The sequence below is a fragment of the Luteitalea sp. genome (assembly GCF_022842525.1).
Lineage (GTDB): Bacteria > Acidobacteriota > Vicinamibacteria > Vicinamibacterales > Vicinamibacteraceae > Luteitalea.
In genome coordinates this window covers 1-12,349 of sequence record NZ_JALHPM010000183.1, presented here as the reverse complement: position 1 = coordinate 12,349, position 12,349 = coordinate 1, and the positions used below count along the sequence as shown (strand labels likewise).

General features: G+C 70.1%; 12 protein-coding genes. 11 read left to right on the top strand and 1 reads right to left on the bottom strand.

The genetic code is table 11. The annotated features are described in order from the left end of the window. The 10 genes from Q0C41_RS25305 to gcvP form a co-directional block, all read left to right on the top strand. The coding region (locus Q0C41_RS25305) for an ethanolamine ammonia-lyase subunit EutB (protein ID WP_291988672.1) at positions 1–1,385 on the top strand (1,385 nt) is incomplete at its 5' end. Beyond that, a complete protein-coding gene (eutC, locus tag Q0C41_RS25300; RefSeq protein ID WP_291988670.1) occupies positions 1,375–2,181 on the top strand; it encodes an ethanolamine ammonia-lyase subunit EutC in 807 nt (268 codons plus the stop codon). The genes Q0C41_RS25305 and eutC, both read left to right, overlap by 11 nt. Before the next feature lie 321 nt (positions 2,182–2,502). Further along, a complete protein-coding gene (locus Q0C41_RS25295) occupies positions 2,503–2,838 on the top strand; it encodes a helix-hairpin-helix domain-containing protein (protein ID WP_291988668.1) in 336 nt (111 codons plus the stop codon). 4 nt (positions 2,839–2,842) lie between these two features. Continuing rightward, positions 2,843–3,427, top strand: a complete 585-nt coding sequence (locus Q0C41_RS25290; RefSeq protein WP_291988666.1) for a Tfp pilus assembly protein FimT/FimU — start codon at positions 2,843–2,845, stop codon at positions 3,425–3,427. Further along, positions 3,427–3,738: a PilZ domain-containing protein gene (locus Q0C41_RS25285; protein WP_291988664.1), complete on the top strand. Its 312-nt coding sequence runs from the start codon at positions 3,427–3,429 to the stop codon at positions 3,736–3,738. Before Q0C41_RS25290 ends, Q0C41_RS25285 begins: the two co-directional genes overlap by 1 nt. A 204-nt stretch (positions 3,739–3,942) precedes the next feature. After that, a complete protein-coding gene (locus Q0C41_RS25280) occupies positions 3,943–5,370 on the top strand; it encodes a sigma-54 dependent transcriptional regulator (RefSeq protein WP_291988662.1) in 1,428 nt (475 codons plus the stop codon). A gap of 94 nt (positions 5,371–5,464) precedes the next feature. Further along, positions 5,465–6,250, top strand: a complete 786-nt coding sequence (locus Q0C41_RS25275) for a DUF1080 domain-containing protein (protein ID WP_291988660.1) — start codon at positions 5,465–5,467, stop codon at positions 6,248–6,250. Positions 6,251–6,332: 82 nt separating this feature from the next. After that, on the top strand, positions 6,333–7,448 hold the full coding sequence (gene gcvT, locus Q0C41_RS25270; RefSeq protein ID WP_291988658.1) for a glycine cleavage system aminomethyltransferase GcvT: 1,116 nt from the start codon (positions 6,333–6,335) through the stop codon (positions 7,446–7,448). Positions 7,449–7,454: 6 nt separating this feature from the next. Beyond that, positions 7,455–7,826 (top strand): glycine cleavage system protein GcvH, encoded by a 372-nt coding sequence (gene gcvH, locus Q0C41_RS25265; RefSeq protein WP_291988656.1) that lies wholly within the window; start codon positions 7,455–7,457, stop codon positions 7,824–7,826. 135 nt (positions 7,827–7,961) lie between these two features. Continuing rightward, positions 7,962–10,832 (top strand): aminomethyl-transferring glycine dehydrogenase, encoded by a 2,871-nt coding sequence (gcvP, locus tag Q0C41_RS25260; protein ID WP_291988654.1) that lies wholly within the window; start codon positions 7,962–7,964, stop codon positions 10,830–10,832. Positions 10,833–10,951: 119 nt separating this feature from the next. On the opposite strand, the gene Q0C41_RS25255 is transcribed toward gcvP, so the two are convergent. Further along, entirely contained in the window at positions 10,952–11,809 is an 858-nt protein-coding gene (locus Q0C41_RS25255; protein WP_291988652.1) for an aminotransferase class IV, read from the bottom strand. A 36-nt stretch (positions 11,810–11,845) separates the two neighbouring features. Here Q0C41_RS25255 and Q0C41_RS25250 point away from each other — a divergent pair. Beyond that, positions 11,846–12,349 (top strand): NAD(P)H-hydrate epimerase (locus Q0C41_RS25250; protein WP_291988650.1); only part of this gene is annotated, 504 nt, incomplete at its 3' end.

Here is a 12,349-nt window from a genome sequence, read left to right as displayed (position 1 = left end):
AGCGGTCCGGCGATCGGCTGGCTGGCGTGGCGGCGGCCTCGGCGGAACAGCGGGCGGCCGCGCAGATGGCCCTCGCCGACGTGCCGCTGCGGCAGTTCCTCGACGAGGCGGTGATCCCGTACGAGCGCGACGACGTGACGCGACTCATCGTCGACACGCACGATCGCGAGGCGTTCGCGCCCATCGCGCACCTGACGGTCGGCAGCTTCCGCGAGTGGCTGCTCTCCGACGAGGTCGATGGGGAGGGGCTCGCGCGCGTCTGTGCCGGCATCACGCCGGAGATGGCGGCCGCCGTTGCCAAGATCATGCGGGCGCAGGATCTGGTGCTGGCGGCGCGCAAGGTGCGGGTCGTGACGCGCTTCCGCACCACCCTCGGGCTCGAGGGCCGGATGGCCACCCGGTTGCAGCCCAACCATCCGACCGATGACCTGGCCGGCATCGCGGCCAGTGTCCTCGACGGCCTGCTCTACGGCAGTGGCGATGCGGTGATCGGCATCAATCCGGCGCTGGACAACGTGGCACAGGTGGTGCGCCTGCTCGAGATGCTCGATGCGGTCATCCGCCGGTACGACGTGCCGACGCAGGCGTGTGTGCTGACGCATGTCACCAACACGCTGCAGGCCATCGAACGCGGCGCCCCGGTGGACCTGGTCTTCCAGTCGATTGGCGGCACCCAGGGCACGAACGAGAGCTTCGGCGTCTCGCTCGCGCTGCTGCGCGAGGCCCACGACGCGGCACGGTCGCTGCGTCGCGGAGCCACGTGCGCCGACGGGCGCGTCGGCGACCACGTCATGTACTTCGAGACGGGACAGGGCAGTGCGCTGTCGGCCAACGCGAGCCACGGCTGCGATCAGCAGACGCTGGAGGCGCGCGCCTACGCCGTCGCGCGCCACTTCGCGCCGCTGCTCGTCAACTCGGTGGTCGGCTTCATCGGCCCCGAATATCTGTACGACGGCAAGCAGATCACGCGCGCCGGCCTCGAAGACCACTTCTGCGGCAAGCTGCTCGGCCTGCCCATGGGCATGGACATCTGCTACACCAACCACGCCAATGCCGACGGCGACGACATGGACGTCCTGCTGACCGTCCTCGGGGCCGCCGGCTGTTCGTTCATCATGGGCGTGCCGGGTGCCGACGACGTGATGCTGAACTACCAGAGCACGTCGTTCCATGACGCGCTGTACGTGCGGCGCGTGCTCGGCTTGCGGCCGGCGCCGGAGTTCGAAGCCTGGTTGGAGCGCATGGCCATCTTCGCGCCGGGCGAGCGCGCACGCCTGATCGAGCACGCGGCCGGCGTGCCGCCGGCGTTCGCGCGCACGCTGCACGCCGCCGCGCCAGAGTCAGGGACAGCCGCGCCGGCGGTGAGGCCGCCTCATGCGTCCTGAGATCGTGATCCCGAACCCGTGGAGTCGCCTGCGGCAGTTCACGCCCGCCCATGTCGGCCTGGGACGGGCGGGCATCAGTGTTCCCACGTCCGTACACCTGGCGTTCCAGGTGGCCCATGCGCGTGCGAGGGACGCCGTGCACGAGGCGCTCGACGTGTCGCAGGTCCGCGCAGGGGTCGCCACGCTCGGGCTCGAGAGTCTGGCGCTGCGGAGTGCCGCCGTGGATCGCGCGACCTACCTGCAGCGGCCCGACCTCGGTCGGCAACTCGATGTGGCGTCGCAGCGGGCGCTCGATACCCTTGGCTTGCCGTACCGGGCCGATCGGTTCGACCTGGCGTTCGCGCTGGTCGACGGGCTGTCGCCGCGAGCCATCCATCGCCACGCCATCCCGCTGCTGGAGCAGGTCCTCGCCGGGCTGCGCGGCAGCCCGCAGCCCTGGGACGTCGCCCCGGTTGCCATCGTCCAGCAGGGGCGCGTGGCGATCGGTGACGAGATCGGGGCGGCGCTCTGTGCGCAGATGGTCGTGGTGCTGATTGGCGAACGTCCAGGCCTCAGTTCTCCGGACAGCCTCGGCGCGTATCTGACCTGGGCCCCCGGCGTGGGACGGACCGACGCGGAGCGCAACTGCCTGTCGAACATTCGCCCGGAGGGCATGGCGTATGCGGACGCCGCCGCCCGCCTCGTGGCCCTGCTGCACGAGTCACGCCGACGGCAGGTGTCCGGTGTGCCCCTCAAGGACGAACGCGAGGCCCTGCCGGCGCGGCCGACTTCCCGCAACGTCCTGCTCGCGCCATGACGTCCGCAACGCCAGTTGCCCCGTCACCTCGCGTTACCGATCACTGACGGGCTGCCATGAGGCAGACCGACCGGCGTGGCGTTGCCGCCAGGCCGGCAAGCTGCGTCCCCTCAACGGGTTACCGCGCCACGCGTGCTGCCGGCCGTCGATGGCGCGCGGGTTGCTCTGAGAGGGGCCGTGCGCGGTCCGGTGAACCTCTTCGTCAGCAAGCGGGCCAACCTCCCGACGTGCCGGACCCGCGCACGCCACCGCGATGGCCGTCGGCCCTCGCCCGTACCGGTAAGCACGCGTTGTCGCAACGCGTGTCCGAGGAGGAGTGACATGACCCGTTCGATGCTTGCCTTGATCCTCGCCGTGGGTCTCCCCATGGCGACCGTCCCGTCCACCGCGTCCTACGCCGCGACCCAGGAGACGCGTGCGGCGGCGCCCGCGCAGTCGGTCAACGTCAACACGGCGTCGGTGGCGCAGTTCGAGGCCCTGCCCGGCATCGGCCCGAGCATGGCGCAGCGCATCGTGGCCTACCGCGAGAAGAACGGCCCCTTCAAGAAGCTCGAGGACCTGATGAACGTCCAGGGCATCGGCGAGAAGTCGTTCCTGAAGCTGCGGCCGTTCCTCGCGATCGGTGGGCAGGGTGATGCCAAGGCCACGAAGGGCTGATCCGATGTCCGCGAGGCGCTCCGTCCGGGGCGCCTCGCTCGGCGAACTACTGGTCGTGCTGGCCATCATCGGTCTCGTGGGCGCCGGGGCCTGGCAGGCGCTCGCGGACGTCCGGGCGGCGTGGGCAGGGCGCGAGGCGGCGCGCGGGCTGGTGGCGGATCTGCGCGGCGTCGCCACCGAGGCGCGTCGACAGCGTCGCAGTCTCGCGATCGAGGTGGACCTCCTGGCCACGCGCTGGCGCCTCCTCGGCGACGGCAACGGCAACGGCGTCACCGCTGCGGACATCGCCAGTGGGGTCGATGCTCCGCAGACCGCGTGGCGACGACTGTTCAGGGAAGGGCGGGCCCGCCTCGGCGTGACGCGGGATCTACCGGCGGCCGATGGCGTGGGAGTGGTCCTGGCCGGGAGCGCACCGATTCAGCTGGGCGCGGCGCCACGCCTGGTGTTCACGCCGAGGGGCACGGCGTCGGCCGCCTCCATCTACATCGTGGGAGGGGACGACCGCGCCTATGCCATTCGCATCCTGGGCAGTACGCAGCGCGTGCGGCTCGTCTGCCTCGGCGTGCGGGGCGTCTGGGAGGCCTGCTGATGGCGGATCTGGTCATCAACGAACGTCGCCGGGAACCGCGCCGCGCACCCGCAGGCGATGCGGGAGACCTCGACCCGCACGTGCCGGGCGCCCGCGTGCTGGAAGTCATCGATACGTCGGCGCGCGGCCTGCGCTGCCGCCTCGCGCAGCCGGTCCGGCCTGGGCGCTCGATGCCGTTGCGCCTGCCGACGGCACACGGCCGGGGCGTCCTGCCCGGGTTCGTGGTGCGCTGCGAGGTCTGTCGTGTGACGCGGCACGGCGTGCAGTACGAGGCGGCATGGTCACTGGAGTCGCCGTGGCGCCATGAGTAGTAACTACTCACACGGAGGCGGTGGCCGATCGACGATGCGCAGGGGATGCGCCAGGCGACGCCAGACGGGCCTGCAGGGCGGTGCGGTGTTGGCCTGCGGCTTGATTGTCGCAAGGTGCAGCCCCATCCATTGCGGTCCTCCACACCGACAGGGAACCCGTCCATGACGCCACGCTCATCGTCTGCGCACCGTTCGCCCAGTGAGATGTCTTCCGCCCTCGTCTCTTTGCTCGAGCAGGCCGTGTCCGTGCTGCGCAACGAGGCGCGGCCGCGGGAGAGACTCGAGCGCCTCCTTGGCGAGACGTGTGGCCTCGTGGCCCCCACCCTCCATCTCACCGGCGAGCCGCTGGACGACGGGCCGGGGCGGATGGTGGTCCCGGGCGGCTCGGAGGCCTTGCGGGTCACGGCGGTGGACACCGGCGTCGTCGCCGACCATGTGGCTGCGGCGGTCGCCGTGTTCGTTGCGCTGGCCCCGGTCATCCGTGATGCCGAGCGGCGGACGGAGATGCGTCAGGACCTTCAGAGGTTGAGCCGCGAGCAGGGCGATCTGATCGGGCGAACGCCCGTCATGCGCGCGCTGCATGAGCGCATCGCGCGTGCCGCCCAGAAGAACTTCATCGTCCTCATCCAGGGCGAGAGTGGGTCGGGCAAGGAGCTGGTGGCGCGGCGAGTCCACGCCCTCAGCGATCGTCGAGACGGGCCGTTCGTGCCGCTCAACAGCGCGGCCATCGTGGAGTCGTTGCTGGAGGCCGAGTTGTTCGGCATCGAGGAGCGGACCGCCACGGGCGTCCGCGGCCGTCGCGGCAAGTTCGAGCAGGCCGATGGCGGCACGCTCTTCCTCGACGAGGTGTCGGACCTCTCCTCGTCGGCGCAGGCCAAGCTGTTGAGGGTCATTCAGGATCCGACCGTGGAACGGGTGGGCGGCCAGGGTGGGCGGCGCATCGACGTCCGGATGGTGGTGGCGACCAATCGACCGCTCGAGGCGCTGTGCCGCAATGGGCTGTTTCGCTGGGATCTCTACTACCGACTGAACGCCATCGAGATCGCCGTCCCGCCGTTGCGGGCGCGCCGCGACGACATCCCGTGTCTGGTGGAGGCGATCCTGCAGCGCGTCGCGGGTGACCAGCCGTGGCGGCTGACGGCAGAGGCGGGTGATGCGCTGATGGCCTACGGGTTTCCCGGCAACGTGCGCGAACTGGAGCGCGTGATCGAGCGGGCGATCACCCTGGCGGCGCCGCCGGTGATCGATGTCGCCGACCTGCCGGACGTGCTCACGGGCCGGTATCGCGAGGCGTTCGCGGGCGACGACACCGGCGACGACTCGATGCGCGCCTGGGGCAGCCGGTACGCCCGCCGCGTGCTGCGGCAGGCCAACGGCAACAAGCGTGAGGCCTGCCGGGTGCTCGACATCAGTTACCACACGCTCTGCGCCTACCTGGCCTACGAGGGGCGACGCCCCGGGCGGCGGCGACGGGCGCTCCCCGTGTTCGAGGGGGCCGACGCCGGGCCGACGGTCGTCGACCCGGCCGAGGGCCTCGGGCCGGGACGCGCTCAGCCATATCGGGCACACCCCGACCGCGGCCCGATCACGCTGCACGACGGGCCGGCGCCGACACTCGACACCGTCCGGTGACTGCACTACAGTGGCGGGGAAATCTCAGCACGCAAGGCCGCCGCGGTGTGCGGCCGAGGAGTGGTTCATGGCGCAATCCGCTACGTCTTCCCGCATGAAGGTCTCGTTGGTCGCGGTTGCCGCGACCGCTGCTCTGGGCGCGACTGTCCTGGCCACGTCGCCGACGGTCTCCGGCGTCGCGGTGGTGGCCGCTGCCGACAACACGCTCACGGCGCAGGAGCAGGCCGCCGGATGGCGTCTGCTGTTCGATGGCACCAGCACGAAGGGCTGGCGCAACGCCCACGCCGACACGTTCCCGAGCAAGGGCTGGCTCGTGAAGGACGGCATCCTGTCGGTGGTCGAGTCCGGTGGCGCCGAGGCCGCGCATGGCGGCGACATCGTCACGCTCGAGGAGTATGGCGACTTCGAACTGAAGGTGGACGTCAAGCTCACCAAGGGCGCCAACAGCGGCATCAAGTACTTCGTGACCGAAAAGCTCGGTACGCCGGGCCGGGGATCGGCCATCGGCCTCGAGTTCCAGTTGCTGGACGATGAGATGCATCCGGATGCCAAGATGGGTCGGGATGGCAATCGCACGTTCGCGTCACTCTACGACCTGATGGCCGCGCCGGCGTCCAAGCCCGTCAAGCCGGTGGGGGAGTGGAACACCGCCCACATCGTGTCGAAGGGGACGAAGGTCGAGCACTGGCTGAATGGCGCCAAGGTGCTCGAGTTCGACCGCGCCAGCGATGCCTTCAAGAAGCTGGTGGCGATCAGCAAGTACAAGGACTACGTCGGATTCGGTCAGGCCAAGAGCGGCCACCTGCTGCTGCAGGACCACGGCAACACCGTGTACTTCCGCAACATCAAGGTGAAGGGCGCCGCGCTGCCCAACACCTAGGGCGGGGCCTTCCTTGAGCCCCCGTCCCCTCAGGCTGTATTGTTGAAGGGTTGCGGCCCACCTGGGCCGCGCCCTTCACGGCATGTCCGACACCCAGACCGTCCTCAAGCAGACCCCGTTGCACGCCACGCACCTCGGCCACAAGGCCCGCATGGTGCCGTTTGGCGGCTGGGACATGCCCGTCGAGTATTCCGGCATCACCGACGAACACCTGGCCGTCCGCACGCGGGCCGGCCTGTTCGACGTGAGCCACATGGGCGAGATCGAGATCGCCGGCGCCGATGCGCTGGCGGCCGTCCAGCGGATCTCGTCCAACGACGCGGCCCGCCTCGCCGTGGGGCAGATCCACTACTCGGCGCTCACGACGCCGCAGGGGACGTTCGTCGACGACCTCCTGGTATACCGGATGGCCGAGGACCACTTCCTGCTGGTGGTCAACGCCTCGAACATCGAGAAGGACTTCGCCTGGATTCGCAGCCAGGTGCAGACGTTCGCCGATGCGCCGGCCGTGAACACGAGCAGCCGGTACGCGCTGCTGGCGCTGCAGGGCCCCGTGGCGAAGGACGTCCTCCAGTCGCTGACGGCGGTCCCGCTGGACGACATGAAGTACTACTGGTTCGCCCCTGGCGAGATTGCCGGGGTGCGCGGCACCATCTCGCGCACCGGCTACACGGGCGAAGACGGCTTCGAAGTCTTCGTGCCGCCGGCGCAGGCCGCCCACGTCTGGCAGGCCATCCTCCGGGCGGGCGCCGCCGACGGCGTGATTCCGGCGGGGCTGGGCGCGCGCGACACGCTGCGCCTCGAGGCCTCCATGCGGCTCTTCGGCAACGACATGGACGAGACGACCACGGTGCTCGAGGCCGGCCTCGGCTGGATCGTCGGCTGGAAGAAGGACGACTTCAACGGCGCCGACGTGCTGCGCGCGCAGAAGGCCAACGGCATCGAGCGCACCCTCGTCGGCCTCGAGATGGTGGACCGCGCCATCGCCCGCCATGGCTACCCCGTGATCGTCGATGGTCAGGCCGTCGGCACGGTGACCAGCGGCACCCAGACTCCGTTCCTGAAGAAGGCCATCGGGATGGCCTATGTGCCCACTGCGCTGGCCGAACCCGACCGCCAGATCCATGTCGAGGTGCGCGGCAGGCTCGCCGCCGCCCGCATCGTCCCCATGCCGTTCTACAAGCGGCCGAGGAGCTGACCTGCGATGTATCCTGCCGACCTGAAGTACACGAAGGACCACGAGTGGATTCGCACGTCTGCCGACACGGCCGACGTCGGCATCACCGACTACGCCCAGCAGCAGCTCGGCGACGTCGTCTTCGTCGAGTTGCCCCAGGTGGGGCGCGTCCTCGCGCAGGGCGAGGTGTTCGGGACCATCGAGTCGGTCAAGGCGGTCTCCGAGCTGTTCTCGCCGGTCGCCGGCGAGATCGTCGCCGTCAACGACGCCCTGACCAGTGCCCCGGAGCAGGTCAACAGCGACCCGCACGCGGCCTGGATCATCCGGGTCCGCCCGAGCAATCCGGCCGACGTCGACGCGCTCCTGGACTCGGCGGCTTACGACGCGCACGTCGGCTGATCACGGCCGGGCCACCAACACGCCCCGCGCGACGTCTCAAGGAGAGGCGCCTCGCCAGGCGTCCGGCCTCGCCTCTCTCCGCGTAGTCACGACCGGCGCCCCGCGCCGGTCGTCGTTCGACACATTCCACTGCCCATGACGACCCCAGCGGCTCCCGACGCGTTTGCCCACCGCCACATCGGCCCCCGACCTGACGACCGTGATCGCATGCTCCACGCGCTCGGCGTGCCGACGCTGGATGCGCTCATCGACCAGGTCGTGCCGCCGCACATCCGACGCACGGCGCCGCTGGTGCAGCCCGCGGCCGAGACCGAAGCCGCCTTCCTGACGCGCTTGCGAACCCTCGAAGCCCGCAATGCGCGCCATCGCTCGTTCATCGGGGCCGGCTACTACAACACGCACACGCCGGCCGTGATCCAGCGGATGGTGCTCGAGAATCCCGGCTGGTACACGCCCTACACGCCGTATCAGGCCGAGATCGCGCAGGGCCGCCTGGAGGCCCTGCTGACGTTCCAGACAGCCGTCAGCGACCTGACCGGGATGGACGTGGCCAACGCGTCGCTGCTCGACGAAGCCACGGCGGCGGCCGAGGCGATGACCCTCCTGCGCCGCGTCAGCAAGAAGCCCGCGACGGCGCTCCGGTTCCTCGTCATCGGCGAGGTCTTCCCGCAGGTCCGCGAACTGCTGGTGTCGCGGGCGGAGCCACTCGGCCTGCTCGTCGAGTTCGCGACCGACCTCACGGGGCTGGGCGAGGACGTCTTCGGGGTGCTCGTGCAGTATCCCGATGGTGTCGGGGCGGTGACCGACATCGGCCCCCTCATCACGCGGGCGCACGACGCCGGCGCGCTGGTGGCCGTCGGGTCGGATCTGCTGGCGTTGACGATGCTGGTGCCGCCAGGCGAGTTGGGGGCGGACGTGGTGTACGGGTCGGCGCAGCGATTCGGCGTGCCGCTCGGCTACGGCGGTCCGCACGCGGCGTTCTTCGCCACGCGCGACGCCTACATCCGCCAGTCGCCCGGTCGCCTGATCGGGGTGTCGGTGGACGCCCAGGGCGGCTCGGCGTACCGCATGGCCCTGCAGACGCGCGAGCAGCACATCCGTCGCGAGAAGGCGACCTCCAACATCTGCACCGCGCAGGCCCTGTTGGCCAACATCGCGGCGTTCTACGCCGTGTTCCACGGGGCCGACGGGCTGGCCGACATCGCCGCGCGCGTGCACGCCAGGGCGGTGCAGGTCGCCGCAGCGCTGACGGCCATGGGCCTCACGCAGCACAACGCGGCGTACTTCGACACGGTGCGCGTCAGCGGCGTCGATGCCAACGCCCTGCGTGCCGCGGCCGAATCGGCCCAGATCAACTTCCGGTACCTCGCGGACGGATCGATCGGCATCGCGCTCGACGAGACGACGACGGCCGAGGATGTGTTGGCGATTGCGAACGTGTTCGGCAAGGTGGCGGGGCGCGGCGCGCAGTTGGCCGACGGCAGCGCCTCGCCGGTCCCGGCGTCGCTCCGCCGCACCTCACCGTTCCTGACGCACCCGGTCTTCACCGAGCATCGGTCCGAGCTGCAGATCACGCGCTTCATCCGTCGCCTCGAGCGCCGCGACATCGGGCTGGACACCTCGATGATCCCGCTGGGCTCGTGCACCATGAAGCTCAATGCGGCGGCGGAGATGCTGCCCATCACCTGGCCCGGGTTCGCGGCGCTGCACCCCTTCGTGCCGGTCGACCAGGCGCTCGGCTACCAGGAGATCTTCGGCGACCTCGAACGCATGTTGTGCGACATCACCGGCTTTGCCGCCGTGTCGCTGCAGCCCAACTCGGGCGCGCAGGGCGAGCTTGCCGGGCTGATGGTGATTCGCGCCTACCACCGGGCGCGCGGCGACGCGCACCGCACCGTGGCGCTCATCCCATCGTCGGCGCACGGCACCAATCCGGCCAGCGCGGTGATGGCCGGCATGAAGGTGGTCGTGGTGGCGTGCGATGCCCACGGCAACGTCGACCTCGCCGACCTGCGGGCCAAGGCCGAGCAGTACAAGGACTCGCTCGCGGCGCTGATGGTCACCTACCCCTCGACCCATGGCGTGTACGAGGACGCCATCCGCGAGATCTGCGAGGTCGTCCACGCGCACGGCGGCCAGGTCTACATGGATGGCGCCAACATGAACGCGCAGGTCGGCCTGACCAGCCCGGCGCTCATCGGCGCCGATGTCTGTCACCTCAACCTGCACAAGACGTTCGCCATTCCCCATGGCGGCGGCGGCCCCGGCATGGGCCCCATCGGCGTGGCGCGCCACCTCGCGCCGTATCTGCCCTCGCATCCCGTGATCGGGACCGGCGGCGGGGCCACGGGCATCCACGCCATCTCGGCGGCGCCGTGGGGCAGTGCGCTCATCCTGCTGATTTCGTACGCCTACATGTCGATGCTCGGCGGCGAGGGGATGACCGACGCCACCCGCTACGCGATTCTCAACGCCAACTACATCAAGGCGCGTCTCGAGGGGCCGTATCAGGTGCTGTACACGGGCCGCGAGGGGCGTGTCGCCCACGAGCTGATCCTCGACCTGCGGCCGCTCAAGCAGGCCTCGGGCATCGACGAGATGGATGTGGCCAAGCGGCTGATGGACTATGGCTTCCACGCGCCGACCGTCTCGTTCCCGGTGCCGGGCACGCTGATGATCGAGCCCACCGAGAGCGAAGGGCGCGATGAGCTCGATCGGTTCTGCGACGCGATGCTGGCCATCCGCGCCGAGATCCAGTCGGTGATCGACGGCACGGCGGATCCGAAGGACAACGTGCTCAAGCACGCGCCCCACACGATGGCGGTGGTGATGGCCGACGAGTGGACGCGCCCGTACCCGCGCAGTCTCGCCGCGTTCCCCCTGTCGTACCTGCGGACGATGAAGGTCTGGCCGACCGTGGGCCGCATCGACAACCCGTTCGGTGACCGCAACCTCGTCTGCGCGTGCCCGCCGATGACCGAGTACGAGGAGCCGGTCGGGGTGTAGTGGGTCGGAGGGACGCCTCGCCCGCGTGATGAATGGGAGGGACGCCTCGCCGAGGCGTCCGTCGGGCGGCCCGCTCGGCGAGCGGGCCCTCCCAACACGAGCGGGCCCTCCCAGCGCGATCAGCTGAGACGAGACGGGACCGCGGCCGCGAACGCGGTCATCAGCCGGCGCGTGACCGGACCGGGCGCGCCGTCGCCAATCGTCTGGGCGCCGATGCGCACGACCGGGACGATCTCGCGCGTCGTGCTCGTCAGGAACGACTCCTGTGCCGAGGCCAGGTCGGTCTCGTGCAGCACGCACTCCTCCGCGGGCACCCCGAGGTCAGCCGCGCACTCGAGCACGAACCCGCGCGTCACGCCGACGAGCAGCCCCGCGCTGGTCGGCGGTGTGAGCAGCACGCCGTCGCGCACGACGAAGATGTTGGACTGCGCGCACTCGCACAGCTCGCCTCGATGGTTCTTCATCAAGGCCTCGAAGGCGCCCTCCCGATAGGCCTGCTGCATCGCCAGGGCGTTGTTCAGCAGGTTGTTCGACTTGATGGCCGGATCCACCGAGCCCGGATGGTTGCGCACCACCGACGCGAGCGCCAGACGGACGCCCCCGCGCACCGCCTCGACCGGTGGATCGACGTGCGGCTTGACGATGACGACGAGCGTAGGGGTGGGGCAGGCGGCCGGGTCGTAGACGATCTCGCCGACGCCGCGTGTCAACAGGATGCGGACGTAGGCGTCGCCCGGCAGCGCGGCCGCGGCGACGGTGTCGCGGATGCGCGCCAGCAGGTCCTCGTCCGACAGCGGGCAGGACAGCGCGAGACGATCGGCCGAGGCACGCAGGCGCCGCATGTGCTCCGCGAACAGGAAGGGCCGCTGCCCGTACGTCCGCAGCACCTCATAGACGCCCTCGCCGAAGAGAAAGCCGTGGTCGAATACGGACACCCGTGCGTCGTCTCGTCCGTACAGCGTTCCGTCGATGTTCACCGCGACTGGCACAGCGGGGGAGGGTACCATGCATCCATGCGAGTCCTGACGGCGGCACAGATGCGCGAGGCAGACCGGGTCACCATCGAGGAACTGGGCATTCCCTCGCTCGTCCTGATGGAGAACGCCGGTCGTCAGGTCGTCGCCGCCATCGAAGCGCTGTTCCCCAATCTCGCACTGCGTCGCGTGGCGGTGCTCGCGGGGCGCGGCAACAACGGCGGTGACGGCTTCGTCATCGCGCGCACGCTGCTCGAGCGCGTCATCGAAGTGCCGGTGTTCGTCATCGGGTCGCTGTCGGAGGTGCGTGGCGACGCGCGGCACAACATGGAGATCCTGGGACGGCTCGGCGCGTCCGTGGTCGAGATCAGCGACGAGCAGGCGTGGGAACTGCACTTCTCCGAGATTTCGCAGTGTGACCTGGTCGTCGATGCCATCTTCGGCACCGGCCTGCGACGCGCCCTCGACGGGATGTACCCCACCATCGTCGGGGACCTGAACGGGAGTGGGTTGCCGGTGGTCGCCGTCGATCTGCCGAGCGGG